25 protein-coding genes are annotated in these 26,063 nt (G+C 53.6%); 9 read left to right on the top strand and 16 right to left on the bottom strand.

The window, feature by feature from the left end; genetic code table 11:
• The first annotated feature begins 326 nt into the window (after positions 1–326).
• Entirely contained in the window at positions 327–2,924 is a 2,598-nt protein-coding gene (gene acnB / locus ACOTXR_RS13640) for a bifunctional aconitate hydratase 2/2-methylisocitrate dehydratase (protein ID WP_023332097.1), read from the top strand.
• Positions 2,925–3,114: 190 nt separating this feature from the next.
• Positions 3,115–3,477, top strand: a complete 363-nt coding sequence (yacL, locus tag ACOTXR_RS13645; RefSeq protein WP_014882574.1) for a protein YacL — start codon at positions 3,115–3,117, stop codon at positions 3,475–3,477.
• 47 nt (positions 3,478–3,524) lie between these two features.
• Here yacL and ACOTXR_RS13650 read toward each other — a convergent pair whose 3' ends face one another.
• The 4 genes from ACOTXR_RS13650 to ACOTXR_RS13665 all read right to left on the bottom strand — a co-directional run bounded on the left by ACOTXR_RS13650 (position 3,525) and on the right by ACOTXR_RS13665 (position 6,427).
• On the bottom strand, positions 3,525–4,496 hold the full coding sequence (locus tag ACOTXR_RS13650; protein ID WP_058690737.1) for a hypothetical protein: 972 nt from the start codon (positions 4,494–4,496) through the stop codon (positions 3,525–3,527).
• An 18-nt stretch (positions 4,497–4,514) separates the two neighbouring features.
• Positions 4,515–4,964: a lysozyme gene (locus ACOTXR_RS13655; protein WP_023332099.1), complete on the bottom strand. Its 450-nt coding sequence runs from the start codon at positions 4,962–4,964 to the stop codon at positions 4,515–4,517.
• Positions 4,957–5,676 (bottom strand): DUF2589 domain-containing protein, encoded by a 720-nt coding sequence (locus ACOTXR_RS13660; protein WP_058690738.1) that lies wholly within the window; start codon positions 5,674–5,676, stop codon positions 4,957–4,959. The genes ACOTXR_RS13655 and ACOTXR_RS13660 overlap by 8 nt, the downstream gene beginning before the upstream one ends.
• A 79-nt stretch (positions 5,677–5,755) precedes the next feature.
• On the bottom strand, positions 5,756–6,427 hold the full coding sequence (locus tag ACOTXR_RS13665; RefSeq protein ID WP_023332101.1) for a DUF2589 domain-containing protein: 672 nt from the start codon (positions 6,425–6,427) through the stop codon (positions 5,756–5,758).
• Between the two features lie 312 nt (positions 6,428–6,739).
• On the opposite strand from ACOTXR_RS13665, the gene ACOTXR_RS13670 reads away from it, so the two are divergent.
• The gene (locus tag ACOTXR_RS13670; protein WP_014882579.1) at positions 6,740–7,360 is read left to right on the top strand and encodes a LuxR C-terminal-related transcriptional regulator; all 621 of its coding nucleotides are present in this window, start codon (positions 6,740–6,742) and stop codon (positions 7,358–7,360) included.
• A 66-nt stretch (positions 7,361–7,426) separates the two neighbouring features.
• Here ACOTXR_RS13670 and speD read toward each other — a convergent pair whose 3' ends face one another.
• The 3 genes from speD to ACOTXR_RS13685 all read right to left on the bottom strand — a co-directional run bounded on the left by speD (position 7,427) and on the right by ACOTXR_RS13685 (position 9,554).
• Positions 7,427–8,221 (bottom strand): adenosylmethionine decarboxylase, encoded by a 795-nt coding sequence (speD, locus tag ACOTXR_RS13675; protein WP_014882580.1) that lies wholly within the window; start codon positions 8,219–8,221, stop codon positions 7,427–7,429.
• Positions 8,222–9,091 carry a polyamine aminopropyltransferase gene (gene speE / locus ACOTXR_RS13680; protein WP_200923830.1) on the bottom strand — a complete coding sequence of 290 codons (870 nt, stop codon included), beginning with the start codon at positions 9,089–9,091 and terminating at the stop codon, positions 8,222–8,224.
• 115 nt (positions 9,092–9,206) lie between these two features.
• Positions 9,207–9,554 carry a YacC family pilotin-like protein gene (locus ACOTXR_RS13685; RefSeq protein ID WP_014882582.1) on the bottom strand — a complete coding sequence of 116 codons (348 nt, stop codon included), beginning with the start codon at positions 9,552–9,554 and terminating at the stop codon, positions 9,207–9,209.
• A 145-nt stretch (positions 9,555–9,699) separates the two neighbouring features.
• On the opposite strand from ACOTXR_RS13685, the gene cueO reads away from it, so the two are divergent.
• Entirely contained in the window at positions 9,700–11,259 is a 1,560-nt protein-coding gene (cueO, locus tag ACOTXR_RS13690) for a multicopper oxidase CueO (protein ID WP_058690739.1), read from the top strand.
• 133 nt (positions 11,260–11,392) lie between these two features.
• On the opposite strand, the gene ACOTXR_RS13695 is transcribed toward cueO, so the two are convergent.
• Positions 11,393–13,783 (bottom strand): glucose/quinate/shikimate family membrane-bound PQQ-dependent dehydrogenase, encoded by a 2,391-nt coding sequence (locus ACOTXR_RS13695; protein WP_032637492.1) that lies wholly within the window; start codon positions 13,781–13,783, stop codon positions 11,393–11,395.
• Positions 13,784–13,991: 208 nt separating this feature from the next.
• Here ACOTXR_RS13695 and hpt point away from each other — a divergent pair, with 208 nt between their 5' ends.
• Positions 13,992–14,528 carry a hypoxanthine phosphoribosyltransferase gene (gene hpt, locus ACOTXR_RS13700; RefSeq protein WP_014882585.1) on the top strand — a complete coding sequence of 179 codons (537 nt, stop codon included), beginning with the start codon at positions 13,992–13,994 and terminating at the stop codon, positions 14,526–14,528.
• A gap of 129 nt (positions 14,529–14,657) precedes the next feature.
• Here hpt and can read toward each other — a convergent pair whose 3' ends face one another.
• On the bottom strand, positions 14,658–15,320 hold the full coding sequence (gene can / locus ACOTXR_RS13705; protein WP_014882586.1) for a carbonate dehydratase: 663 nt from the start codon (positions 15,318–15,320) through the stop codon (positions 14,658–14,660).
• 107 nt (positions 15,321–15,427) lie between these two features.
• Here can and ACOTXR_RS13710 point away from each other — a divergent pair, with 107 nt between their 5' ends.
• From ACOTXR_RS13710 to ACOTXR_RS13725, 4 genes are all read left to right on the top strand, one after another.
• Positions 15,428–16,354: an ABC transporter ATP-binding protein gene (locus tag ACOTXR_RS13710; RefSeq protein ID WP_023332105.1), complete on the top strand. Its 927-nt coding sequence runs from the start codon at positions 15,428–15,430 to the stop codon at positions 16,352–16,354.
• Positions 16,351–17,121, top strand: coding sequence for an ABC transporter permease (locus tag ACOTXR_RS13715; protein ID WP_023332106.1), 771 nt, complete (start codon positions 16,351–16,353; stop codon positions 17,119–17,121). Before ACOTXR_RS13710 ends, ACOTXR_RS13715 begins: the two co-directional genes overlap by 4 nt.
• Before the next feature lie 104 nt (positions 17,122–17,225).
• Positions 17,226–17,666 (top strand): PTS sugar transporter subunit IIA, encoded by a 441-nt coding sequence (locus ACOTXR_RS13720; RefSeq protein ID WP_014882589.1) that lies wholly within the window; start codon positions 17,226–17,228, stop codon positions 17,664–17,666.
• 63 nt (positions 17,667–17,729) lie between these two features.
• A complete protein-coding gene (locus ACOTXR_RS13725) occupies positions 17,730–18,977 on the top strand; it encodes a polysaccharide deacetylase family protein (protein WP_014882590.1) in 1,248 nt (415 codons plus the stop codon).
• 2 nt (positions 18,978–18,979) lie between these two features.
• Here the strand turns inward: ACOTXR_RS13725 and ACOTXR_RS13730 are convergent, their stop codons facing one another.
• From ACOTXR_RS13730 to ACOTXR_RS13760, 7 genes are all read right to left on the bottom strand, one after another.
• Positions 18,980–20,056 carry a fimbrial protein gene (locus ACOTXR_RS13730; protein ID WP_172971200.1) on the bottom strand — a complete coding sequence of 359 codons (1,077 nt, stop codon included), beginning with the start codon at positions 20,054–20,056 and terminating at the stop codon, positions 18,980–18,982.
• Positions 20,057–20,081: 25 nt separating this feature from the next.
• On the bottom strand, positions 20,082–20,684 hold the full coding sequence (locus ACOTXR_RS13735) for a fimbrial-like protein (protein WP_014882592.1): 603 nt from the start codon (positions 20,682–20,684) through the stop codon (positions 20,082–20,084).
• Positions 20,685–20,697: 13 nt separating this feature from the next.
• Positions 20,698–21,261, bottom strand: a complete 564-nt coding sequence (locus ACOTXR_RS13740) for a fimbrial protein (protein ID WP_058690741.1) — start codon at positions 21,259–21,261, stop codon at positions 20,698–20,700.
• A 25-nt stretch (positions 21,262–21,286) separates the two neighbouring features.
• Complete coding sequence (locus ACOTXR_RS13745; RefSeq protein WP_058690742.1) at positions 21,287–21,859, bottom strand: fimbrial protein; 573 nt, start codon at positions 21,857–21,859, stop codon at positions 21,287–21,289.
• Positions 21,860–21,882: 23 nt separating this feature from the next.
• Positions 21,883–24,480 (bottom strand): outer membrane usher protein, encoded by a 2,598-nt coding sequence (locus ACOTXR_RS13750; protein ID WP_058690743.1) that lies wholly within the window; start codon positions 24,478–24,480, stop codon positions 21,883–21,885.
• Positions 24,481–24,557: 77 nt separating this feature from the next.
• Positions 24,558–25,301, bottom strand: a complete 744-nt coding sequence (locus ACOTXR_RS13755; RefSeq protein ID WP_045269066.1) for a fimbrial chaperone — start codon at positions 25,299–25,301, stop codon at positions 24,558–24,560.
• A gap of 81 nt (positions 25,302–25,382) precedes the next feature.
• A complete protein-coding gene (locus ACOTXR_RS13760; RefSeq protein ID WP_047344010.1) occupies positions 25,383–25,994 on the bottom strand; it encodes a fimbrial protein in 612 nt (203 codons plus the stop codon).
• Positions 25,995–26,063 lie beyond the last annotated feature (69 nt).

Here is a 26,063-nt window from a genome sequence, read left to right on the forward strand (position 1 = left end):
TTTTGTCCGGACAAAGAGTGTGAATATTTATTACGCAATTATATGTGATGCGGAAAAAACCGCCGGGGATTTAGAAACCCTTTCCTGTGATCGACCGGGAGTAACAGGAGGGGGGGCGCTTTATTTCGTCTCGTTTCCCCGCTACACCATGCTTAACGATTCAGCAAATATTTTAATGTTGCTTTTTTGTAAACAGATTAACACTGTGCAGAAATCCTGCTATGCTGCCCGACGCGGTATCGGGCATTTACCCTACAAACTGCTGTCTCACAGGAGCGTGAAGAGAACGCCCGCCGCATATGACAATGAGAGCGAGGAGAACCGTCGTGCTAGAAGAATACCGTAAGCACGTAGCAGAACGTGCCGCCGAGGGAATTGTACCCAAACCGTTAGATGCAACCCAAATGGCCGCGCTCGTCGAGCTGCTGAAGAACCCGCCTAAGGGCGAAGAAGAATTCCTGTTAGATCTGCTGATCAACCGCGTACCGCCTGGCGTAGATGAAGCTGCCTACGTAAAAGCCGGATTCCTTGCTGCTATCGCCAAAGGCGAAGCCACCTCCCCACTGGTTACTCCTGAAAAAGCCATTGAACTGCTCGGCACTATGCAGGGTGGTTACAACATTCATCCGCTGATTGACGCGCTGGATAACGACACGCTGGCACCGATTGCCGCGAAAGCGCTCTCTTCAACGCTGCTGATGTTCGATAACTTCTACGATGTCGAAGAAAAAGCCAAAGCGGGCAATGTCTATGCGAAGCAGGTGATGCAGTCCTGGGCGGATGCCGAATGGTTCCTCAACCGTCCGGCCCTGGCTGAAAAAATTACCGTGACCGTCTTCAAAGTGACCGGTGAAACCAACACCGATGACCTCTCTCCGGCGCCGGATGCGTGGTCTCGTCCTGATATCCCTCTGCACGCCCTGGCGATGCTGAAGAATGCCCGTGAAGGCATTGAGCCGGATCAGCCGGGTAGCGTCGGCCCGATCAAACAGATCGAAGCGCTTCAGGAGAAAGGTTTCCCGCTGGCCTATGTGGGTGATGTTGTGGGTACCGGTTCTTCCCGTAAGTCCGCGACCAACTCCGTGCTGTGGTTCATGGGTGACGACATTCCGCACGTGCCTAACAAGCGCGGCGGCGGCCTGTGCCTCGGCGGCAAAATTGCCCCTATCTTCTTTAACACCATGGAAGATGCAGGTGCGCTGCCGATTGAAGTGGATGTCAGTAACCTGAACATGGGCGACGTGATTGACGTTTACCCGTATAAAGGCGAAGTGCGTAACCACGACACTAACGAACTACTGGCAAGCTTCGAGCTGAAAACCGACGTGCTGATCGACGAAGTGCGTGCCGGTGGCCGTATCCCGCTGATCATTGGTCGTGGCCTGACCACCAAAGCGCGTGAAGCGCTGGGCCTGCCGCACTCAGACGTGTTCCGTCACGCGAAAGATGTTGCGGAAAGCAACCGTGGTTATTCGCTGGCGCAGAAAATGGTGGGTCGCGCATGCGGCGTTGCGGGTATTCGCCCTGGCGCATACTGCGAGCCGAAAATGACTTCCGTGGGGTCTCAGGACACCACCGGCCCAATGACCCGTGACGAACTGAAAGACCTGGCGTGCCTGGGCTTCTCTTCTGATCTGGTGATGCAGTCCTTCTGTCACACAGCGGCGTATCCGAAGCCGGTTGACGTGACCACGCACCACACGCTGCCAGACTTCATCATGAACCGTGGCGGTGTCTCCCTGCGTCCGGGTGACGGTGTTATCCACTCCTGGCTGAACCGCATGCTGCTGCCGGATACCGTGGGTACCGGTGGTGACTCCCACACCCGTTTCCCTATCGGTATCTCCTTCCCGGCGGGCTCCGGTCTGGTGGCATTTGCGGCTGCGACCGGCGTGATGCCGCTGGATATGCCGGAATCAGTGCTGGTGCGCTTCAAAGGTAAAATGCAGCCGGGTATCACTCTGCGCGACCTGGTTCACGCGATCCCGCTGTATGCGATTAAACAGGGCCTGCTGACCGTTGAGAAGAAAGGGAAGAAAAACATCTTCTCTGGCCGCATTCTGGAAATCGAAGGTCTGCCGGATCTGAAAGTGGAGCAGGCGTTCGAGCTGACCGATGCCTCCGCTGAGCGTTCTGCGGCGGGCTGTACCATCAAGCTGAACAAAGAGCCGATTATTGAGTATCTGACCTCCAACATCGTGCTGCTGAAGTGGATGATTGCAGAAGGCTACGGCGACCGTCGTACGCTGGAGCGTCGTATCCAGGGCATGGAGAAATGGCTGGCGGATCCGCAGCTGCTGGAAGCGGACGCTGACGCAGAGTATGCGGCAGTGATCGACATCGATCTGGCGGATATCAAAGAGCCAATCCTATGTGCGCCGAACGATCCTGACGATGCGCGTCTGCTCTCTGATGTGCAGGGCGATAAGATCGACGAAGTGTTCATCGGCTCCTGCATGACCAACATCGGTCACTTCCGTGCTGCCGGTAAGCTGCTGGATACCCATAAAGGCCAGCTGCCGACCCGCCTGTGGGTGGCACCGCCAACCCGTATGGATGCCGCACAGCTGACGGAAGAAGGTTACTACAGCGTGTTTGGTAAGAGTGGTGCGCGTATCGAAATCCCTGGTTGTTCCCTGTGTATGGGTAACCAGGCGCGCGTGGCGGACGGTGCGACGGTGGTCTCCACCTCTACCCGTAACTTCCCGAACCGTTTAGGTACCGGTGCGAACGTTTACCTGGCTTCTGCGGAGCTGGCTGCGGTTGCGGCGCTGATTGGCAAGCTGCCAACGCCGGAAGAGTACCAGACCTTTGTGGCTCAGGTAGATAAGACGGCGGTGGACACCTATCGCTATCTGAACTTCGACCAGCTCTCTCAGTACACCGAGAAGGCTGACGGGGTTATCTTCCAGACCGCGGTATAAACGGCAAAACCGTCTCTGTTGAGACGGTTTTTAGTGTTTGCACCCTCTCCCGTGGGAGAGGGGCAGGGTGAGGGCATCAGGCCGCAGGGTCTTGCTCTCACTTTTTATTTTCATTCCTCCCGCCTCCCCCGCTTTTTTTCTTCCTCTCTGCTGCGATAATTACCCTAATGGCTTTGCAGAGGAAAATACTATGGATTACGAATTTCTGCGCGACATCACCGGAGTGGTGAAAGTGCGTATGTCGATGGGGCACGAAGCCGTTGGCCACTGGTTTAACGAAGAGGTGAAAGAGGATCTCGCGCTGCTGGATGAAGTTGAACAGGCGGCGAAGACGGTAAAAGGCAGTGAACGCTCCTGGCAACGTGCCGGACATGAATACACGCTGTGGATGGATGGCGAAGAGGTGATGGTGCGCGCCAACCAGCTGGAGTTTTCGGGTGATGAGATGGAAGAGGGGATGAGCTACTACGATGAAGAGAGCCTGTCGCTGTGCGGCGTCGAGGACTTTCTGCAGGTGGTAGCTGCGTACCGGGCGTTTATGAAACAGAAGTAACGGAAATTCCCTCCGGAGAGTACCGGAGGGAATCTGCGGGTTTCACGCTACATTAAAAATCTCACAAAATTAGCGGTAGGGTTGGTCGCTGCAACCGGCGTTGCCCTCCCGGCGCTGAATGACCACGCCTGGCATTGGGAGGCGACTGGCATACCGTCGTTACGTACAAGGAATTTCACCCCACCCGGGTTTTGCGGCGGATCGCTGACCGGCATTCCGCAGGCGATCAGAAAATCAATGTCGCTGTTTTTGCTCTGCAGCTCCGCTATCCGTTGCTCCCAGCCCGCCGGGCGAACATTCCCCTGCGTGAAGTAATCCAGACAGATATCAATGCTGAACGGCTTATCGCCCGCATAAGTATTGGTGAAGTAATCGGTGACAACGATCCCATGCAATGATTCTGCCGACACTTCGCTGCTGTCGCCGATATGAATGATCTGACCATCCGGCAATTGGGCAGAAATATGCCCCGGGATCGCGTGGCTGTCCGTCTGAGGAAAGAAATCAATCGTGGAAACGTAGCGTTTCGGCCACATCGTCAGGGATTTATCGCTACGGGTATTTTGCCCGCACAGCAGCCAGTTCACGGCGTGAAAAACGGCGTCGTGGCAGGGCGTCTTCTCACTCTCGTCATCGTCTCGATACAGGATGGCACAGGTTCCCGCCAGAAAGGTGATGGCAGAGGAGGGATCCCCGGAACGGGCAGGGAAGGCATCAATCAGTCTGTTAACGTAGTCGCTGACATTGCTCATGTAGAAATCACCGAGCTTCATGATGTCATCTTCACTGTGCACATTACTCCAGCGGGTATTCCAGAAGAATTCTGGAAGCGTGACAAAGGTATGATCCCAGCTGCCGGTGTCGGTTTCCAGTACCGTTTTGAGCTGAGCACTGACCTGACTCAGGCGGAATTCCATCCGCTCTTTGGCGTGTGCCAGCAGATCTTCATCCGCCCCTCGCAGGTCGTCTGCCTCGTGCGTAAAGGAGTCAGCACACCAGGAAAGAATTCGAATTATCATGTTACACCTCGTGATTGATCAGGATAAAAACAGGTTTTTTTCAGCGTTCCGACGTGCAGTCAGGCCCGCCAGAACCTGGCCACCGGCATGGTTCCATTTCGGAAATTCTTCAGCTGCGCCGTTGAAGTCTCCGCTGTTCACTTTGCGCAACAGGGTTGAACTCTTTAGATTGGCTGGCCCCAGGTTAAAGGCGAAGCTCACCAGGGCATCGAACTGGTTCTGGGTGACTTCCACCGTCAGCATGTTGTTGACGTCATGCTCAAAACGCTGCAAGTCCTCACGTAGGATCTGCTCCGCGTCTTCAGCGGTGATGGTTCGCGTGCCGCCTGGTGGGATCGGGTTTTCGACATGGCCATAACCGATGGTTGGAATGCCGACGGCATCTTTGTAGGTGGTTAAACGCAGGCCTTCATACTGTTTGATAAGGGCAATGCCGCCATTGCCCGTTGTTTTCAAAGCATCACTCATGGTTTTTCTCCTTTACGGGGACGGGAGTCATACGGTGGATGAATTCATCAAGCAGGCGCAGCACCGCTTCTGGCGGCTCCTGAGCGACAAAATCAATTTCAATATCAATGTTTTGGGTGTCCGTTTTACCTTCATGGGGCTGGGGCGCCATGGTGACGAGGAAGTGGCCACGCTCTCCCTGTCCCGTTAGCGTGCTTATGGATTCGGTCGCATCACCGCGAACGGTCAGGCGCATCTTCATTCTCTCCATCGAGAGATTGCGCGGTGGTGCAAGCGTTACCAGCGGCACGTTCAAACGATGCTCATCATCCAGCTGAAGCTCGGCGTAGTCGGGTTTGTAGCTACCGTCCGGAGCCTGCTCAAACAACTGGGAGAGCACGGCGATGTACTGATGGGTCATATACTGGTTGGCACTGAAAGCCGCGTGCTGGAGCCCTTGTACCAGGGTATCTAAGCCCATAGCGTGGTTGCCCTTGTTGCCGGCAGGAGGCGGCGGCGTACCGTTATCGCCTCCACCGGCACCGCCGTTATTTCCCCCGTCATTGCCTCCGGTGTTGCCGTTTTCGCCGGAGGGAGCATGGGACGGCGTTATGTCCGGTGGATCTTCTGATGACAGCGTTGTCGGTTTATCCGTCGGGATTTCGGGACTGGTTTCAGGCGTTACAGCGTCGGGCGATTTACGGCTGAACCAGAATCGACGTGAATCAGGCATGCTTTTTCTCCTTCAGGCAGGTGTCCGTAAGCCGGGCACCTGCCAGGGGTATTAAATGCGTTTGAATGTGTGGTGTGGGTTAACCATTACCCCCTTGAGGCGGCGCGACCGGGGCAGGGGCCGGTGCTGGGGTAATCAGACCTGAACTGTTGGTGGCAGGCAGTGTGGCAGGCTGATCTTCTGCGCGTTGTGCCGGTTTGGTGGCAGCATTTGTCAGATAATCGACCACGCGGCTGAGCGCCTCCGGCATCGGCTGACGTTTTACAGAGGTGTGGATGGAGTATTTGGCTCGGGTATCGGTCGAGCGGGTCTGTTCTGACTTATGGCTAACACTCCCCTTCACGCTGACGGAGAATGGACCCCAGCCGATTTTGCCCTCCAGGGAGCCTTCCTGGCTGCTGCTTTCGTTGCTGGCTGCGCTCTGGTGGATCTCAAGCTCGAAGTCGATAGTCCCTTCTTCGATACAGATGATGGGATGCACGACTGCCGCGAGCAGAGGAATACGCATGACTTTGGTCTGCGTACCGGTCGTCACGCCTTTCTCATCGACGAGCGTTTCCTCATAATCAAACTGTACCGAAACGGCCTTGCCGTCCTTAATACAGACACTTAATAAGAAATCGGTATAACTTTTTGCTGCCTGGGTTTGGGCTTTAATCATTGCCTGTAGTGGCGCAGAAATCATACTGTCTAGCGGCAATGAACTAATAACTGAACCTATAAATCCGGCATCAACATTTGCATCTGGCATAATTCATTCCTCGATATTTTGGTGGTTGCAGAATATGTCTGCCCCTTAATCATGGATATCGATGAATAAAGCATCTATGAGCGTAAAGTTATGTTCTCAGAAATCATTCCGTCTGTATGGGGTGGTCTGTATCGAAAGTTACATGGCGAAATGTGACGGGCTGTGCTTAATAAATTAAACCGGCATTACTCCTGCAATTGAAAATTTCATCTGGTGTTATTGCTTTTCATCGCACAGCAGCTCTCGCGTTGAGGTCTGTATGAGGTTTTTAAGTGCCGCTAACAAGATAACGATTATTTAAGTGGGACGACAATGAATATACTTATTTATGATGAATTGCCGCTGTTCATTCATGGCATCCGATGCCGTTGGGCTGAACTTGCGCCCGCACTACATATCACAGCAGCACATAGCGAAGATGAGGTCTGGAAAGGTTTAATAAAAAACCGGGCTGATATTATTATTCTGGATGCTGATTACGAGATTGAGAAAAAAATAGCATTATTAACGCAGTTAACATCACAGGCGGATCATGTTTTCGTGTTGATGAACTTTTCACGGCTGGATAATGTAAACCCGATTTATTTTTTGGAGAATGGCGCTGCCGGGATTTTGACAAAGAAAATGGAGTCGGAAGAGTTATTGCAGGCGATCGAATGGGTGCGGCAAGGGAGAATATATTTACCGGATAGTTGCCTGCGTGAGCATAAATTAATACGAATGCATAATTCCCCGCCCCCTTTGCGCACACTCTCACCCCGGCAGCGCGAGATCCTGCATCTTGTTGTGCAGGGACACAGTAATAAACAAATTTGTCGTGTGCTGGGGATTGCGGAAGGAACGGTTAAGAATCATCTCCATGCCTTGTTTCGTCAACTGGGTGTCAGAAATCGTACGGAAGCGGCGATGATACTGGCACAAACGCCGGTTTAAGAAACAAACAAAATAATAAAGAAGGAAAAATCATCGCTTTTCCTTCTTTATCCGTTTGCATGCGTGTTACACGGCAGGAATATTGCGGCCGTAGTAGATTTCCCGCATCTCTTTCCAGAGCAGGTCGGTAATGGCCTTGCGCTCGTCTTCGCTCAAATCTTCTGGACGGGTGTGGAACATGTAGTGCTTAAGGTCAAACTCCTTAAGTAACATCTTGGTATGGAAGATGTTTTCCTGATACACGTTCACATCCATCATGTCATACAGCGACTTCATGTCGTCAGACATAAAGTTCTGGATGGAGTTGATCTCATGGTCGATGAAGTGCTTCATCCCGTTGATATCGCGGGTAAAGCCGCGCACGCGATAATCAATGGTCACGATGTCCGATTCCAGCTGGTGGATTAAATAGTTCAGCGCGTTCAGCGGGGAAATCACGCCACAGGTCGACACTTCTATGTCAGCCCGGAAAGTACACAACCCACCTTCCGGGTGGCTCTCCGGATAGGTGTGCACGCAGATATGGCTTTTATCGAGGTGCGCGACGACCACTTCCGGCAGCGGGCCCGGATGCTCCGTTTTGTCGATAAGCTTAGGGTCGACCGGCTCTTCGCTGACCAGAATGGTCACGCTGGCACCCTGGGGTTCGTAATCCTGACGCGCGATGTTCAGGATGTTGGCGCCAATGATTGAACAGGTTTCTGTCAGGATCTCGGTCAGACGGTTGGCGTTGTAGAGTTCGTCGATATAGGCGATGTAACCATCGCGTTCTTCCGCTGTTTTGGCATAGCAGATATCGTAAATACAAAAACTCAGGCTTTTGGTCAGGTTGTTAAAGCCATGCAGTTTAAGCTTTTTCAATTAGCTCACCCCCTTAGTGGATAATGCGTCTTGCAGGTACTGCGGCAGCGCAAACGCGGCGGTATGAATTGCCGGGTTGTAGTAGCGGCATGTGAGCCCAGCCTGATGGAAGCGGGCCTGAATAATTTCAGTCGAGAGGTGGCGCAGCACGTCGTTATCCGTCGCCCAGGCAAAGGTCATGATCCCGCCGTAATAGGTAGGAATGGCCGCCTGATAGAAGCTGACGTCAGAAAAATAGGTGCTGAGCTTGCGATGGCTGTCGAGCGCTTCATCCTGCTGCAGGAAGCAGACGCCGTTTTGTGCGACAAAGATCCCGCCAGGGTTCAGGCAGCGCTTACAGCCTTCGTAGAACGAGGAGGTAAACAGCGATGCACCCGGGCCGATAGGGTCGGTGCAGTCGGAGATAATGACGTCAAAGGTCTGCGAGGTCTGGTTAACGAAGTTAACGCCGTCGTCAATCACCAGGTTAAACCGCGGATCGTCATAGCTACCGGCATTGTGGTTGGGCAGGTACTGACGGCAGAAAGAGACCACACCCGCGTCGATCTCGACCATCGTAATGGTTTCAATCGATTGATGACGGGACACTTCACGCAGCATTGCGCCGTCGCCACCGCCGATAATCAGAACGTGTTTCGCGTGCCCGTGCGCCAGCAGCGGAACGTGGGTCATCATCTCGTGATAGATAAACTCGTCACGCTCGGTCGTTTGTACGACGCCATCCAGTGCCATGACGCGGCCAAAAGCGGCATTCTCAAAGATGATGAGATCCTGGTGATCGGTTTTCTCATAATAGAGCACGTTATCAACGGCAAAATACTGACCAAACTGGTCATGCAGTGTTTCATGCCACAACGTGTGGTCGGCCATACGCGGACTCCTCCTTTGTTAACATCCGTAACACTCATAAAAAATGAGCGAAACATGATAGCTAACTATAACCATGGTTGCACGGTTATAGGGTGAACAGGGGGCGTCGGGAAGATTATTTCACGTAGGCGAGCAGGCTAAGTGAATCACGAGCCAGCGCTTTGCATTTTTTAGCCGTGGGAATGCCAATACCGCTCAAGTCACGGTAACTGTCTTCACCGAGCGCCTTCATGTCAAAGCTGTCGTAGTTGCTGAGATCCCATTGGTTCTGCTGGGCGAAAAAGACCAGCGCACGGCGAATTTGCCCGTTGGGTAAATTCTGGTAGCCACAATCATTTTTCAGGAATACAAAAACCGCCGTCAGGTCGGCCATATCTTCCGCTTCATTTTCACTGAGCGCATAGCTGTTCGCACACATTGCCATCAGGCTACCGAACAAAATTGTCCTGAAAAACGTCTTCATTGCTTCTACCACTTCTTCACGGAAAATTAACGTTAGCATACTTGATGCCAGTGCGACGATCTTTATTATTGCCGCCCGACTTGACCTTCCGGTAAGGGGAGGGTTTATGCTCAAAAGATCGCCTGCTGGAAATAAGGAAATGAACATGCAACGTCGTGATTTTTTAAAATATTCCGTTGCGCTGGGGGCTGCCAGCGCACTACCACTCTGGAGCCGCGCCGTTTTCGCGGCTGAAAGACCTGCCTTACCCATCCCTGATTTACTGACCGCTGACGCCCGTAGCCGTATCCAGCTCGTTGTTCAGTCCGGTCAAACATCCTTTGGCGGGCACAACGCCACGACGTGGGGCTATAACGGCAATTTGCTCGGTCCGGCGCTTCAGCTACGTAAAGGGAAAGCGGTGACGGTGGATATCCACAACACGCTCGCAGAAGAGACGACGCTCCACTGGCACGGGCTGGAAGTGCCGGGTGAAGTCGACGGTGGACCACAGGGCATTATCAAGGCCGGTGGTAAACGTAGCGTGACTTTTACGCCCGAGCAGCGTGCGGCGACCTGCTGGTTCCATCCGCATCAGCATGGCAAAACCGGCCATCAGGTTGCGATGGGGTTGGCCGGGCTGGTGCTGATTGAAGACGATGAAAGCCGCCTGCTGCGTCTGCCGAAACAGTGGGGCATCGATGATGTGCCGGTGATTGTGCAGGACAAAAAATTCACCGCAGACGGGCAGATTGACTACCGGCTGGACGTCATGAGCGCGGCGGTCGGCTGGTTCGGGGATACGCTGCTGACCAACGGTGCGATTTACCCTCAGCACGCCGCGCCAAAAGGCTGGCTGCGTTTACGTCTGCTTAACGGCTGTAACGCGCGTTCCCTTAATTTTGCGACCAGTGATAAACGCCCTTTGTACGTGGTCGCCAGCGACGGGGGGCTTCTGCCCGAGCCAGTTAAAGTGGATGCGCTGCCGATGCTCATGGGGGAGCGCTTTGAGGTGCTGGTGGATATCAGCGACGGCAAGGCGTTTGACCTGGTGACCCTCCCGGTCAGCCAGATGGGGATGGCGGTTGCGCCATTTGATAAGCCGCATCCAGTGTTACGCATTCAGCCGTTACTGGTTACCGCGTCGGGCACGCTGCCGGATACGTTAACCACGCTGCCTGCACTCCCGTCGCTTGACGGGCTCACGCAACGCAAGCTTCAGCTCTCCATGGATCCGATGCTCGACATGATGGGCATGCAGGCGCTGATGAAGAAGTATGGCAATCAGGCAATGGCGGGAATGCATCACGGTCAGATGATGGGCCATATGAATATGGACCACGGCAAAATGGGCGGCATGGATCATGGCGGTCATGGCTTTGATTTCCACAACGCCAATAAGATCAACGGTAAAGCGTTTGATATGAACACGCCGATGTTTGCCGCTACAAAAGGGCAGTTTGAGCGCTGGGTGATTTCAGGCGAAGGCGACATGATGCTGCACCCGTTCCACATCCACGGCACGCAGTTCCGCATTCTTTCTGAGAACGGCAACGCGCCGGATGCGCATCGCGCAGGCTGGAAGGACACCGTGAGAGTGGAGGGCGGCGTGAGCGAGGTGCTGGTGAAGTTTGACCACGACGCGCCGAAGGAGTTTGCCTACATGGCGCATTGCCATCTGCTGGAGCATGAAGATACGGGGATGATGCTCGGTTTTACCGTATAAAAAAAGCCGGGTGGCGGCTTCGCCTTACCCGGCCTACTTTTCGCTGGTGCGGCCTGATGCCCTCACCCTGACCCTCTCCCACGGGGAGAGGGAACACACACTAAAAACGGCAACTTTCGTTGCCGTTTTGCTTTTACCTTGCGTCGTCAGGCAGCGCATACGCGACGATATAGTCGCCCATCTTCGTGCCAAACGAACCGTGACCACCCGCAGAGATGACAACGTACTGCTTGCCATTCACTTCATAGGTCATCGGCGTTGCCTGTCCACCCGCAGGCAGACGGCCTTGCCACAGTTTCTCACCATTGGTCATGTTGTACGCGCGCAGGTAGTTATCTGCGGTTGCCGCGATGAACAGCACGTTACCGGCGGTAGAGATTGGGCCACCCAGCATTGGCATACCCATATTGAACGGCACCGGAACCGGCATCGGGAACGGCATGCTGTCCTGTGGCGTACCAATACGTTTTTTCCACACAATCTGGTTGGTTTTCAGATCCAGACCGGAGATGTAACCCCAGGCAGGCTGTTTACACGGCAGACCAAACGGTGACAGGAACGGGTTCAGGGTCACGCCATACGGTACGCCATACTGCGGCTGGATACCGGCTTCGGTACCGCTACCTTTCGCATCTTTCGGCTGCTCCATTGGGTTGCCCGGACCGCGTGGGATCAGGCGGGAAACGAACGGCAGCGCCATTGGGTTGGCGATAGCAACCTGACGGTTCGGGTCGACGGAAATACCGCCCCATTCGAACATCCCCAGGTTACCCGGGAAGACCAGCGTGCCCTGCTCAGAAGGTGGTGTGAAGATGCCTTCATAGCGCAGCTGATGGAACATCACGCGGCATACCAGCTGGTCAAACATGGTGGCACCCCACATGTCTGCCCCGCTCAGGTCTTTCTTCGGACGGAAGCTCAGGTCAGAGAACGGCTGCGTTTTAGAGACGTAATCGCCTTTCGCCGCGCCCTGCGGAACCGGTTTTTCCGGCGCAGGCACAACCAGCTTGCCGTTGCTGCGATCCAGCACGAAGATGTTGCCGGTTTTCGCCGGGGCGTAAATCACCGGCACGGTTTTGCCGTTAACGGTAATGTCGGCCAGCGTCGGCTGGGACGGCATATCCATATCCCACAGATCGTGGTGAACGGTCTGGTAGCTCCATGCCAGCTTACCGGTCGTCGCGTTCAGCGCCACGATGGCGCTCGCATAGCGCTCCTGCTCCGGCGTACGGTTACCGCCCCAGATATCTGGCGTGGTCACACCCATCGGCAGGTACACCAGGTCCAGCTTCGCGTCATACGCGGCAGGCGCCCAGGAGTTTGGCGAGTTGAAGGTAAACGTGTGTTCGTCTGACGGGATCGCGTTAGGATCTTTCGCGCCCGGATCGAAGGCCCACAGCAGTTTACCGGTATTCACGTCGAAGCCGCGGATCACGCCCGAGGTTTCACGCGTGGAGAAGTTATCCGTCACTGAACCGGCAATCACGATGGTTTTATCGGTGATGATTGGCGGAGAAGTCGGTTCATACAGACCCGGCGTGGTGTCCGGCATGTTGGTCTGCAGATTCAGGATACCTTTGTTGGCGAAGGTTTCGCACAGCTTGCCGGTTTCTGCGTTGATGGCAAACAGACGGCCATCGTTCACAGGCAGCATAATACGGCGAGGACAGTCGGCAACCACTTCCGGGCTCGCATTATCCGCACGCGCTTCGTGGTAAGAGACGCCACGGCAGGTCACGTGCTGGAATGACGGGTTGGAATTCAGCTGTGGATCGAAGTGCCATTTTTCTTTACCGGTGGCCGCGTCGAGCGCGAACAGACGCTGGTGCGCCGTACACAGATAAAGCATGTTGCCGACTTTAATTGGCGTCACTTCGTTGGTCAGTTCGCCCGGATCGTTCGGCATCTTCAGGTCGCCGGTGCGGAATACCCAGGCTTCTTTCAGGTTTTTAACGTTGTCCGCGTTGATCTGCTTAAGCGGGGAGTAACGCTGACCTTCCTGGTTACGGCCATAGGCCGGCCAGTCACCGTCAGCAACCTGCGAGATAGCCGCCGCAGGGGTAGACTCCGCATTCAGCGTCCCGTTGATCTCCTGCGGATCGTTAAAACCGGCCCAGGTGAGCATACCGCCGCTGATGAGCAACGCCACCAGCAGTGCCGCCACGGCACCGCGGGAAGGCACAATCAGGCGACGCCAGACGAACGGCAGGATCAGCCAGATACCGAAGAAGACCAGGATGTCGCTGCGCGGCGTCAGTGCCCAGAAGTCGAAGCCGACTTCCCAGACGCCCCAGATCATGGTTGCGAGGAGTAAAACTGCATACAGCCACAGTGCAGATTGTTTTCTACGCCAGAGCAGGACGGTTACGCCAAGCATAACCAGGCCCGCGATTGGGTAGTACCAGGAGCCGCCGATCGCGACCAGCCAGACGCCACCGATTAACAGGTACAGGCCGCAGAAGGCGGCGAATAACGCTGTTAGTGTCACCAGTAGACGCGGCTGTTTAGAGTGTGTTTCAGCCATAGAAAGTGTACTCGTCAGTTTTTGTTAATAATTTGCTAGCAACTAATTATAGGTATTAACAAGTGTGATCGGAATCACAATATTTGCTTTTTATAACTCATACGCCAGGCTTATCCATTTGCTGATATAATGGCTGGCTTGCGTATCAATGCCTGAAGTGAGTTCATCTGCATTGAGAGATTTTCATTAAAATCATATGGTTAGTAATATGAAACATACTGTTGAAGTGATGATCCCGGAAGCCGAGATCAAAGCGCGTATCGCCGAACTGGGTCGTCAAATCACCGAACATTACAAGGACAGCGGCAGCGAAATGGTGCTGGTTGGTCTGTTGCGTGGCTCTTTCATGTTCATGGCGGACCTGTGCCGTGAAGTGCAGGTGCCTCACGAGGTCGATTTTATGACCGCCTCCAGCTACGGCAGCGGCATGTCCACAACCCGTGATGTGAAAATCCTGAAAGATCTGGATGAAGATATTCGTGGCAAAGACGTGTTGATCGTGGAGGATATTATCGACTCCGGTAACACGCTCTCTAAAGTGCGCGAGATCCTGAGCCTGCGCGAGCCGAAATCACTGGCAATTTGTACGCTGCTGGATAAACCTGACCGTCGCGAAGTGCAGGTCCCGGTAGAGTTTGTCGGTTTCTCCATTCCGGACGAATTCGTGGTGGGTTACGGCATCGACTACGCACAGCGTTATCGTCATCTGCCGTATGTGGGAAAAGTGGTATTACTGGACGAGTAAACGAGTTGGGTGCGGCCTGATGCCCTCACCCCGGCCCTCTCCCACAGGGAGAGGGAGCAAACCCAAAAAACGGCAACCTGGTTGCCGTTTTGCTTTTACCTCGGCGCCACCCGGCTTTTTAACGTGCACTTATTTGTGGTTCACATGCTTAAGCTTGAGGTTGGCAATCCCTGAGCGGTAACGCTGTTCCAGCGTTTCGCGGTTGGTGGCGGTGACTTCCAGATTGCGCAGCAGACCATCGTGAATACCGTACGCCCAGCCGTGGATAGAGACCTTCTGCCCGCGTTTCCACGCTGACTGCATGATGGTCGAATGCCCAAGGTTATACACCTGCTCCATCACGTTGAGTTCGCACAGAGTGTCCATGCGACGCTCCTGCGGCATTTCGCCCAGCAGTGAGCTATGTTTGAACCAGATATCGCGGATGTGCAGCAGCCAGTTATCAATCAATCCCAGTTCCGGGTTTTCAACCGCCGCCTGCACGCCGCCGCAGCCGTAGTGGCCACAAATAATGATGTGCTCGACTTCCAGAACGTCAACGGCATACTGAACCACAGACAGGCAGTTGAGATCGGTGTGAATCACCAGGTTGGCGACATTACGGTGAACAAACAGTTCTCCTGGCTCAAGGCCAGTCAGACGTTCCGCCGGCACGCGGCTGTCGGAACAGCCAATCCAGAGAAAGCGCGGGTTCTGGGCTTGTGCGAGTTTTCCAAAAAATCCGGGGTCTTCCTCCACCAGCATTTTTGACCATAGTGCATTGTTGCTAATGAGTGTATCTATGTCGTTCATGGAGGTTAGCGACCTGTAACCAAGTAATTGCGTTGCGCTACTATAGGGTAACCCGACTTTTAATGAAACCACACAACGTGTGTAAGAACTGAAGGTAAGTTAAATTCATGGCAATTGCACTGGAGCTTGAGCAGCTTAAAAAAACCTATTCGGGTGGCGTTCAGGCGCTACGCGGGATAGATCTTAAAGTAGAGGCCGGGGATTTTTACGCGCTTCTGGGGCCGAATGGGGCAGGGAAATCTACCACCATCGGGATCATCAGCTCGCTGGTGAACAAAACCTCCGGCCGCGTTAGCGTGTTCGGATACGATCTGCAAAAAGATGTGGTTAACGCCAAACGCCAGCTGGGGCTGGTACCGCAGGAGTTCAACTTCAACCCGTTCGAGACGGTGCAGCAGATCGTCGTTAACCAGGCGGGTTATTACGGCGTTGAGCGCAAAGAGGCGCTGGAGCGCAGCGAAAAGTACTTGAAGCAGCTCGACCTGTGGGAAAAACGTAACGAACGTGCGCGGATGTTGTCCGGCGGGATGAAACGTCGCCTGATGATTGCCCGTGCGCTGATGCATGAGCCAAAACTGCTGATCCTCGATGAACCGACCGCGGGTGTGGATATCGAACTGCGCCGCTCGATGTGGGGCTTCCTGAAGGATCTGAACGATAAAGGCACCACCATTATTCTGACTACCCACTATCTGGAAGAGGCTGAAATGCTGTGCCGCAACATCGGCATCATTCAGCACGGCGAGCTGGTGGAAAACACTTCGATGAAAAACCTGCTTTCCAAGCTGAAATCAGAAACCTTTATCCTCGACCTGGCGGCAAAAAGCCCGCTGCCGAAGCTGGAAGGGTACCAGTATCGTCTGGTGGATACCTCGACGCTGGAAGTGGAAGTGCTGCGCGAGCAGGGGATCAACAGCGTGTTCTCTCAGCTGAGCGCGCAGGGGATTCAGGTTTTAAGTATGCGTAACAAAGCGAACCGACTGGAAGAGCTGTTTGTCTCTCTGGTGCAGGATAAACAAGGAGACAAGGCATGACGCATCTTTATTGGGTCGCGCTGAAAAGCATCTGGGCGAAAGAGATTAACCGCTTTATGCGTATCTGGGTGCAAACCCTGGTGCCACCGGTGATCACCATGACGCTCTATTTCATCATCTTCGGTAATCTGATTGGTTCCCGGATTGGTGAGATGCACGGTTTTACCTATATGCAATTTATCGTGCCGGGTCTGATCATGATGGCGGTGATCACCAACGCCTACGCGAACGTGGCGTCGTCGTTCTTTAGCGCCAAATTCCAGCGCAATATTGAAGAGCTGCTGGTGGCACCCGTGCCGACGCATGTGATTATCGCCGGGTACGTGGGCGGCGGCGTGGCGCGCGGTTTGTGCGTGGGGATCCTGGTGACGGCGATTTCACTGTTCTTCGTCCCGTTCCAGGTCCACTCCTGGCTATTTGTCGCGCTGACGCTGCTTCTGACGGCAATCCTGTTCTCGCTGGCCGGTCTGCTGAACGCGGTATTTGCCAAAACGTTTGACGACATCAGCCTGATCCCGACCTTCGTGCTGACGCCGCTCACCTACCTCGGCGGGGTTTTCTACTCCCTGACGCTGCTGCCGCCCTTCTGGCAGGCGCTGTCGCACCTGAACCCGATCGTCTACATGATCAGCGGCTTCCGCTTTGGCTTCCTCGGTATTACCGATGTACCGCTGTTTACGACGGTGGCGGTGCTGGGGGTATTCATTGTCGCGTTCTACCTGCTGTGCTGGTATCTGATTCAGCGCGGTCGCGGTCTTCGCAGCTAACCTTTTGCCCGGCGACGCTCTGTTTGCCGGGCGCTTTCTTTGACAGTTATCACCGTAAGCTAACCTTCACTCCGCTAAACTACTTGCCTGCTAAGGAGAGAGTTATGCTGGGATGGGTTATCACCTGCCACGATGAACAGGCGCAGGAAATGCTGGACAAGCTTGAGGCCAGATTGGGTCCGCTGGTGCAATGCCGGGCGGTTAATTACTGGCGTGGGTTAAGCACCAACATGCTCAGCCGGATGATGTGCGATGCGCTGCATGAAACAGACACCGGCGACGGGGTAATTTTTCTGACGGATAAATCAGGCGCTGCACCTTATCGGGCCGCCGCGTTGCTGAGCCACAAGCACGATAATTGTGAAGTGATCTCCGGTATCAGTCTGCCTTTACTCGAAGCCATGTATCCCCTTCGCGCCTCATTAAGCAGCGCGGAGTTTCGTCACGCCATTGTGGGGGAGGGAATGCCTGGAGTGAGCAGCTTGTGGCACCAGCAGCAGAAGAATCCGCCTTTCGTTCTGCTTCACGATCTGTATAAACATTAAACATTGGTATTGATGTCGCTTTTGCTACAATGGCGACTGATTTTCCGTGTCGATTTATATCCTATGTTCATGCGCGTTATCTTTATCCTTTTGCTGCTGGTGTCCGGTGGGGCGTCTGCCAGCCTGGTGAGTCAGCAAGGTCTCCCTGCTCACTATATGCAAACCACTGAGGATGCAGCCATCTGGGCCCAGGTGGGTAACGACGTGGTTAACGTGGGCAATGTGCGCGCCGGGCAGATCCTCGCGGTCTTTCCCGCCGCGGCGGATTATTATGAATTTCGCTTCGGGTTCGGCACGGGGTTTATTGATAAAGCGCACCTTGAAAACGTGCAGGGAAAGCAGCGTGTAGAGGACAGTCTGGGGGATCTGAATAAGCCGCTCAGTAACCAAAACCTCATCACCTGGAAAGATACGCCCGTCTATAACGCGCCCAGTAGCGGAAGTGCGCCCTTTGGCACCCTTAGTGCCAACCTGCGTTACCCCATTCTGAATAAGCTCAAAGACCGTCTGAATCAGACGTGGTATCAAATCCGCATTGGCAATCGCCTGGCGTGGATCAGCAGCCTGGATGCGCAGGAAGATAACGGCATCCCGGTTCTCACCTACCACCATATTCTGCGCGACGAAGAAAACACCCGTTTTCGCCATACCTCCACGACCACCAGCGTACGTGCGTTCAGCAACCAGATGACCTGGCTTCGCGATCAGGGATACGCGACGCTGACGATGTACCAGCTGGAAGGCTACGTGCGTAACAAGATGAACCTGCCCGCGAAGGCGGTGGTGATTACGTTTGACGATGGGCTGAAGTCGGTGAGCCGTTACGCTTACCCGGTTTTGAAAGAATATGGCTTCAACGCGACCGCGTTTATCATTTCGTCACGCATCAAAGGTCATCCGCAGAAGTGGGACCCAAAATCGCTGCAGTTTATGAGCGTTCAGGAAATTAAGGGCATACAGGACGTGTTCGACATTCAGTCTCACACTCACTTCCTGCATCGCGTGGATGGGTATAAACACCCGATTTTATTGAGCCGCAGCTATCACGTGATCCTGTTCGATTTTGAACGTTCCCGCCGTGCGCTGTCGCAGTTCAACCCGCGCGTGCTGTACCTTTCTTACCCGTTTGGCGGCTATGACAATAAAGCGATCAAGGCAGCGAACGACGCCGGTTTTCATCTGGCGGTAACGACGGTGAAAGGGAAGGTCAAGCCGGGGGATAATCCGTTCCTACTGAAACGCCTCTATATCTTAAGAACGGATTCGCTGGAGACGATGTCGCGGCTGATCAGCAATCAGCCGCAGGGGTAGGATTAATTGTAGGAGATGGTGAACACGCCGGAGGCGCTAAACGCGCCGGGGGTGATCATGCTGCCATCTGCGATCAGTTGGGCCACGAAGTTTATCTGCGTCGACGTGGGGACGCCTGTTTCCGTCATAACATATGACGAGTTCGCATCATTGGGAATAAGCTGCGAGTTTCCGTTGTTATACAAGATCTTCACGCCCGCACCTTGCGCCCCTGTTGAAAGCGTATTGCCGAGAAGGTCATGGTCTATACCCGTCAGTTTGGTTGTCGTGAGCTTAGTGGTATATTGCGCCACGCTGGTGCAGTCGTTGAAATTTATGCTAAAAGGCACGTCCTTGACGCGCTTGTATCTGATGTCGGAAACAAAATAATCTCCCAGATCCACCGTGTGCGTGCCGTTACCCAGCATGACGATATCACAGGTAGGCAATACGATAGGTACCTGGAATGAGTTCTCGTCCACTGTGAACGTCCAGGGCTTGTTATTGCTGTCCGCGGGATCGCCTATCGACATTTTCCCCAGAGTACCCGGTTTCGGTTTTATGACGGTTTCCCTGTTCGGGTTACCTTGGTAGTCATAACCGACGTAGAGGTATACGAAAGTGTTAATCCATCTGTCCTGTATAGGGGTATTTTGCCCCCATGCTGCAGTGGTATACCAGCCGGAAGTATTCGTTCCAAATAGGCCGCCGATTCCAGTGTCGGAGGTTTTTACCTTCACGCTGTAATAGATGCCGGGGATATTGGTCGCAAACATGCCCTCGTTGTACTTGCTGCCTGCCAGTAGTTCAGGGCTGGTTTGCGCCATCAGATTGTAACCGTCATTCCCGGGGCCACAATGTATCTGGATGCCCGGCGTGATGTTAACGGTAAAGATTTCATTGATATACGCCCCCTGATCGGGTAAGCGAATTGTTGCCCCCGAGTATTCAGAGTTGACCAGTTTTGTTGTACCGCCATAGCCATCACCCATTCGGCATTCTGCTGCCCAACCTGACTGGCAAAAAGAGAAAAGCAGGCCGGTTAAGGCAACCTTCGCAGCACCGCTAATAATGGGGCTGTGTGTGAATTCTTTGAACATTCTCATCCATTTCCTGTTCTGGTTATTATTCATAAGTGACGTCAACGCGTATTTTGCTGGTCACCGTCCCGCCAGTAACAACGCCTGTGTTTTGATATCTGACGTAGAATTCATAATCCGTTATATATGCAGAACCCTCACCACTCACGTCGTAAACGACTTTTGACGTTCCGTCGTTATTTAATACGTTGGCTTTATTTTTTCCGGAAAAAATCACCACGCCGACGTTTCTCGCCGTTCCTGCAGCAGTATCATCGCTTTTAAATACCTGGTTTTGTCCCGGCCAGAATCCTGATTGAGGAGAGAAGCTGAAATTCAGCTTTGCAGGGTTGCCGCTTTCACCATAGCAGTCATCGACATGAATCTTAAAAGGTGTGCCGCCTGCATCATCTCCAGGAACATAGCGATCGCTACCATCAGCGTTATAAAACCAACTACGTATAACCGTGGGGAGATAGATTTCTCCTCCATTATCAACGGTTACCTTACAACTGCTATTAACAATGTTGGCGGTAATGTTCGTATCCAGGCCTGAATTTGCCCGGCCTACGTCAGGTAAAAGCCCACCAGCCAGGCCGACAAGCAACACAAGACCGGGCTGGCGAAAGAGAATCGGTAATTGTTGCATGACAATTCCTGTATTACTGATAGGTTACGGTGAAGGTCACAGGCGCAGTTACCGAGCCTGTACCCACATCAGCGATGGTCTTATCCTTCGCGATCACGATACGGGAGTTCATCGGGAACTCACCCACGCCGCTGGTGATGGTAACCGCCTGCGCTGCGGGGGGTGTTTTACAGTTCAGTTGAAGGCCGGAATCCACCGCGCCAGACCAGAGCTCAAAGGCGGTGTTCTGGCCGGCGGCATAAGCGTCACCGTCCAGGTTATTACCTGAGCATGAGCCGCCTGTACCGGACGCCGCAGACACCATGGCTTTTTTCACGCCTGCACAGCCAGTAAATGAGATCTTCAGCGGTTCTACGCGACTTTTGTTTTCCAGGTCAGCTTTATACACATCACCAAAGTTCACCTCAGTGGCATCCGCGCCCGCGCTGTTGGTCATTTTCGCCGTACAGGTGCCAGCGGTGATGGTTGACTGGACGGTTAGCTTTGCGCTGGGGGTGCCTGTAATCGCTGCATTTGCCGTGCCGGTAGCGAAAAGGGCAGCAACGGACAGGGCGAGTAAAGTTGAGTTAAATTTCATTTGAGTGCTCCGTTATCTGCACAAATCATTCGTAGCTGAATTCAAACGTCACTATGGCTTCGAAATCGCCTGTGGTCATTTTGCCGGTTTGGGTTTCTTTCAGAGTCGCCACCAGGGGGATTTCCTTGCTGGTGATTTCCGCCGCGGACCAGACCAGACGCTGAGCATCGTTGGTCGAGTTAATGGTGAACGGTGCGTCCGGGTCGGATGCACGGGCAATGGTGACGGCTGCATAATCTGCACCGCCGCTGGCGGTCGTTTTCGAGTTACTTACACCCGTTAACAGATCGGTGTTCTGCGTACCCTTCACCGTGGTTTTCAGGTCGCTCAGCGAGGACGGACATTCAACGATGGCCAGCTTGAATTCAGCTGTCGCTGTACCGGCCTGCACCTGGTCGAGACGGATTTTGCCCTGTGAGTCTCCGATTTTAAGCGTCTGCTCGGTATTGGAACCTGAGCCGCCAACCAGCTTCATATCACAGGTCGTTTCACGAAGGTTGGCGGTAAAGTTAACCGTAAGATCGGTACTGTGTGCCGTCCCTGAAAGCGTCAGCGCTGTCATGACAATGACAGACAGGCTGAGAAGCATCTTTTTCATATGATTTCTCTTAATTTCCCGGATTACATTTCACATGTTTGGTTATTGAGGAGGGTAATGAGCCCGGCTTTCTCTAAATCGGGTTTCAGCTGATAGCGCACTGTGCAGGAGCCGTCCTTGTCACCGCTCCAGACCACGCGGAGCACGCCGCTGTTCTCGATACCGCGAACATAGGCCTGACCGGCCTGGCCCACGGAACCCACCGATTCATTTTTTTCATTCAGCACGTCAGCGCCCAGTGGAATAAAGCCGTTATCGTTACGCTTAAGCTCAAGAACGACCGAACGTCCTTCGTCGGTTTCAAAATTCACCAGCACGACAGAACCGCTGCGCGGTACGGTGGTGGTGGTGGTATTTTTCACTTCAACGTCGTTTTCGAGGGTCCTGATATCCAGCGAAACCCGGTTTTCCCGATACGCGGACATATACGGCAGAATGCCGTAGCCGGAGTCGTCAATTGTGCCTGCGCCGTAGCCCACACCCGCGCCCTTCGCACCGCTGGCCTTGACTACCGCGATGGCATCGTTATCGCCAATGCTGCCCGGTGCGAAGGCGATGCCGCCCGCGTGTGCGACCATCCCGCCGCTGTAAGAGGCGGAGAACTGCTTGCTATTGTCGTCACCAAACGAGGCGGAAACGCCGAGCGGACCATAGCTGCTATTTAGCGAGCTATAACCACTGATTTGGTTCAGGTTGCCGTAGTTACCGCTGCTGGACGACGTACTGACGGAGTAGCTGACCTTGTTATCCTGAGTGTTGCCACTCGCGGAGCTGTTGAAGTTAGTACCGCCTTTAAGATCGGAACGCAGGCCCATGTTGACGTTCGAGAACCCAGCTAAACGCGAGTTGTCCTGCGAGAAGACGCTCAGCGGCACGCTCAGGCTGAGGTAAACGCTGTCATCCTGTTGACCGCGCTGGTCGTAAGTCCGCTGTAACGACAGGCTATAGCTACCGTAGGCGAAGCTGTTGTTGTAGCCCACGTTGTAGTTAGAGTTAGAGCCTTCCCCGTTCCAGTAATCTTGCCAGGTTCCGCTGACGTACAGCGAACCGTAATCCTTTTCAGCCGCCCTCAGAGGCTGGTTGAGGCTGATTTGGATCTGGTTTTTAGTACGCTGGTAGTCATCGTAAAGAGCCGTATTTGACTCATAGCTACGGTTGGCATAGTTCTGCTGTTTGATGCTGTTACGCAGTTGCGCGGCATCGTTCAGGCTCAGATAGTCTTCGGTAGAGAAGCGATAGGCCGCCACGTTGAACGAGGTGTTCGTGGCTTCAATGCGCTTACTGTATGTCAGACGATAACTCTGCCCACTGCGCGTGCCCAGGTCTTCGATATCCGCGTGCGACTGGGTGATGTCCAGCGCGAAAGCACCGATGGGGGTGTTCATGGCCAGGCCGAGGATGCCTGCATAGAAGTCCATGTCGGTGTACTGGGCGCCAGCATAACCCGTGAAGGTATTGTTGAGGCCGTAGTAGAGCGTACCGTAGCCTACCTGGGGCTTGTCGATCAGCGAGTCGTCATTCAGTTCACCCATGCCAACGTCCCAGCGTGAGGATCCAGGGCGTAGCATCTGGGTCACGGACGAGAACGGCACCGTGAACGTGCGCTTGCTTCCGTCCGCCTCTTCAATGGTGACCAGCAGATCGTTACCGTAGCCCGTGGTGCTCAAATCGTTGATCTCAAACGCGCCCGGCGGCACTGAGGTCTCATAAATTTTATTGCCGCTCTGCGTGACGCTGACTTTGGCATTGCTGTTTGCCACGCCGCGAATCACCGGTGCATACCCCGTCGAACCGTTTGGCAGCATACGTTCGTCGCTATACAGACGTGTTCCGCGCAGGCTCAAGGAGTCGAAGGCTTCTCCGTTGGTAAAGGAGTCACCGAGTACCCATTGCGCGTCAAGAGAGGTGATGTCACGCTGAAGATAAATATCCTGGCTGCTGTAGTGCGTGCCGTTGTCTTTATCCCAGTTCAGACTGCCGCGCGATCGCAGGCGCCATGGTCCCATGTTGAGACCATAGCGCAGGCCCGCATAGGCGCTTTCAGAGGTTGAACCGCTGTTTTCGCTGTGCCAGCCGTTGAGATCGTAAGACAGAAGCGCCGCCGGAATGCCGTTATCCCAAAGGGACGGGTCGACATAGCCTAACGGGCGCTTAACCACGTAAATTTGCGGGAAGTTGAGGTTCAACACCTGCTTAGCACTGTCGTAGTTGACCGACGCTTCAGGATAGAATTTTTTTACATCGATGCAGGTCTCGTTGTCGTCGTCGTCCAGCTCGTCTCCGAGTGCGCGGGTATCCACACCGGACTGAGAGAGCAAAAGCCTCGTAATACAAGGTGTCGCGCGCGGCGTCCCGTTATCTTTAAAGATAATGTCAACCGTCGATTTTAACGTGCCGTTTAAATTGACCCTGGTACGGTACGTACCCGGCGCCACCGGGTTACCATGCGCAAAGCGGCTTACGTCAATATTTGCGCTTCTTGAGAGAAGAAACTGTTCGTTAAATTCGACCGCATCTTCGTTTTCCTGCGCGGTGTCATTAGCTGCGTGACTGTCTGCACAAACATGTAAGGGGAATGCCGTGCCGATCGCAAGGCATAAAAGAGAACGTCGGAACACCATGGCACATCCATTTATCAGTGCGGATAAACATATCCGCAGAGCTCATGCTATCTATTGTTATGTTGTCGGGTGGCAAATTACTTCAACGTAGTTTCGTGGTTGTCGACCCCACCGTTATCGTTAATTGTTTCGTATGCCACTTTGCCGGTTGTGGTGGTGGTTAATCCTTTGACCAGCATGGCTTTCTCGCTGAAAGGCAGAACAGACTGGTGGGCTACCTCATAGGTCTTTTGGCCCGACTTAAGTTTGACCATTGAAATCGCTACGTTGTACGGGGACTCGTTATGGGCGACGAGGCTGACGCCGTTGCCGTCTTTCTTCATGGTCCAGGTGACATGGTCGGCGGCTTCCAGCGCTGAGCCTTTCAGTCCGTCTGGACGGAAGAAGAATTTAATGCGGGTGCGGAACGCCAGCTGAAGCTGGTTTGTATTTTCGGCGTTGGCATTTTTAGGTTTTGGCGGAATTTCTAATACGTTAAACCAGAACAACGATTCGCGGTCTTTTGGCAGCGAATGACCCATGTAGGTAATACGCAGAGACTGACCTTGCTTAGGGTCGATACGTGAAACTGGCGGGGTGATCACGAACGGGAGCTTAAGTTCTTCCGGGCTTTTTTCGTCGCGACCGTCGTCCAGCCAGGACTGAACCAGCAAAGGTTTTGCACCACGGTTATCCAGGTTAACGATGACGTCTTTTGATGACTCAGGGTAAACAATGCGGGTGCCAGAAATAACAATATCGGCACTGGCGTGTGATGCTGAAAATAAAACAGCAGTAAACAGCGCGGTCTTTAATCCTTTAATTACGGATGCGTTAAACATAATTTTTCCACTTCCTGTTGGAATGATAAGAATAATCCCCCAGAAGCGGGGGATTATTTAAAACCTGCAAAACAAAGAGGTTTATTCGTAGTTCATGGTGAAGGCAACTTGTGCCTGCACGGTACCGGCGGATACTGGGTTAGTGGTTTGATCCCAACCCTGGCCCTGGGTATAAGCTACTTTGTAGTACAGCTTAGCCGCGCCGCTTGTATCAACAGTGGCCTGCTGAGTGTTGTTAGTCTGGTCGATTTTCACCAGATCGGTTTTGGTGTTGCCATCGTTGCTCAGTACGAGGTTAACGTTCTTCGCAGAACCCTGAGCGTTTGCTGGTGGAACCAGCAGGCCGCCTTCGGTAGAAGTAGAACCCGCCCAGGAGTTGAACTGTGCAGATGCTTTAGCCACGGTAGCAGTATCACAACCGGTCAGCGCCAGGTTGAATTTTTTCTGGCCCAGGGTGCTGGTAGTACCCAGTGCAGTGGTGCCAAAATCAGCAACAGATACGGTGTCCAGGGTGACATCGAAATCGTTACCACTCTGGTCAATTTTCTGATCCAGGGAAACTTTACAAGTGGTGTTAGACACCATGCCGTGGAAAGTTATCGTACCTGTGTCACCTGGAACAGCTGCAATTGCGGAACCTGCGCTCAGAGCCAGTGCAATTGCCATACCCATGCTAACTTTTTTAAAAGACATACCAATATCCATATTTTGAAGTTAAAACATTTAAATCAATAATTTTTTTTTGGAACTATTGATTTAAAA

The organism is Enterobacter cloacae complex sp. IR53030, assembly GCF_049238365.1.
Taxonomy (GTDB): domain Bacteria; phylum Pseudomonadota; class Gammaproteobacteria; order Enterobacterales; family Enterobacteriaceae; genus Enterobacter; species Enterobacter kobei.

What these genes read in the sequence shown, in the direction of transcription:
- yacL (WP_014882574.1), top strand. Translation starts at nt 3,115, where the DNA reads ATGGATTACGAATTTCTGCGCGACATCACCGGAGTGGTGAAAGTGCGT.
- ACOTXR_RS13650 (WP_058690737.1), bottom strand. Translation starts at nt 4,496, where the DNA reads ATGATAATTCGAATTCTTTCCTGGTGTGCTGACTCCTTTACGCACGAG.
- ACOTXR_RS13655 (WP_023332099.1), bottom strand. Translation starts at nt 4,964, where the DNA reads ATGAGTGATGCTTTGAAAACAACGGGCAATGGCGGCATTGCCCTTATC.
- ACOTXR_RS13660 (WP_058690738.1), bottom strand. Translation starts at nt 5,676, where the DNA reads ATGCCTGATTCACGTCGATTCTGGTTCAGCCGTAAATCGCCCGACGCT.
- ACOTXR_RS13665 (WP_023332101.1), bottom strand. Translation starts at nt 6,427, where the DNA reads ATGCCAGATGCAAATGTTGATGCCGGATTTATAGGTTCAGTTATTAGT.
- ACOTXR_RS13670 (WP_014882579.1), top strand. Translation starts at nt 6,740, where the DNA reads ATGAATATACTTATTTATGATGAATTGCCGCTGTTCATTCATGGCATC.
- speE (WP_200923830.1), bottom strand. Translation starts at nt 9,091, where the DNA reads ATGGCCGACCACACGTTGTGGCATGAAACACTGCATGACCAGTTTGGT.
- ACOTXR_RS13685 (WP_014882582.1), bottom strand. Translation starts at nt 9,554, where the DNA reads ATGAAGACGTTTTTCAGGACAATTTTGTTCGGTAGCCTGATGGCAATG.
- cueO (WP_058690739.1), top strand. Translation starts at nt 9,700, where the DNA reads ATGCAACGTCGTGATTTTTTAAAATATTCCGTTGCGCTGGGGGCTGCC.
- ACOTXR_RS13695 (WP_032637492.1), bottom strand. Translation starts at nt 13,783, where the DNA reads ATGGCTGAAACACACTCTAAACAGCCGCGTCTACTGGTGACACTAACA.
- hpt (WP_014882585.1), top strand. Translation starts at nt 13,992, where the DNA reads ATGAAACATACTGTTGAAGTGATGATCCCGGAAGCCGAGATCAAAGCG.
- can (WP_014882586.1), bottom strand. Translation starts at nt 15,320, where the DNA reads ATGAACGACATAGATACACTCATTAGCAACAATGCACTATGGTCAAAA.
- ACOTXR_RS13710 (WP_023332105.1), top strand. Translation starts at nt 15,428, where the DNA reads ATGGCAATTGCACTGGAGCTTGAGCAGCTTAAAAAAACCTATTCGGGT.
- ACOTXR_RS13715 (WP_023332106.1), top strand. Translation starts at nt 16,351, where the DNA reads ATGACGCATCTTTATTGGGTCGCGCTGAAAAGCATCTGGGCGAAAGAG.
- ACOTXR_RS13720 (WP_014882589.1), top strand. Translation starts at nt 17,226, where the DNA reads ATGCTGGGATGGGTTATCACCTGCCACGATGAACAGGCGCAGGAAATG.
- ACOTXR_RS13725 (WP_014882590.1), top strand. Translation starts at nt 17,730, where the DNA reads ATGTTCATGCGCGTTATCTTTATCCTTTTGCTGCTGGTGTCCGGTGGG.
- ACOTXR_RS13730 (WP_172971200.1), bottom strand. Translation starts at nt 20,056, where the DNA reads ATGTTCAAAGAATTCACACACAGCCCCATTATTAGCGGTGCTGCGAAG.
- ACOTXR_RS13735 (WP_014882592.1), bottom strand. Translation starts at nt 20,684, where the DNA reads ATGCAACAATTACCGATTCTCTTTCGCCAGCCCGGTCTTGTGTTGCTT.
- ACOTXR_RS13740 (WP_058690741.1), bottom strand. Translation starts at nt 21,261, where the DNA reads ATGAAATTTAACTCAACTTTACTCGCCCTGTCCGTTGCTGCCCTTTTC.
- ACOTXR_RS13745 (WP_058690742.1), bottom strand. Translation starts at nt 21,859, where the DNA reads ATGAAAAAGATGCTTCTCAGCCTGTCTGTCATTGTCATGACAGCGCTG.
- ACOTXR_RS13750 (WP_058690743.1), bottom strand. Translation starts at nt 24,480, where the DNA reads ATGGTGTTCCGACGTTCTCTTTTATGCCTTGCGATCGGCACGGCATTC.
- ACOTXR_RS13755 (WP_045269066.1), bottom strand. Translation starts at nt 25,301, where the DNA reads ATGTTTAACGCATCCGTAATTAAAGGATTAAAGACCGCGCTGTTTACT.
- ACOTXR_RS13760 (WP_047344010.1), bottom strand. Translation starts at nt 25,994, where the DNA reads ATGTCTTTTAAAAAAGTTAGCATGGGTATGGCAATTGCACTGGCTCTG.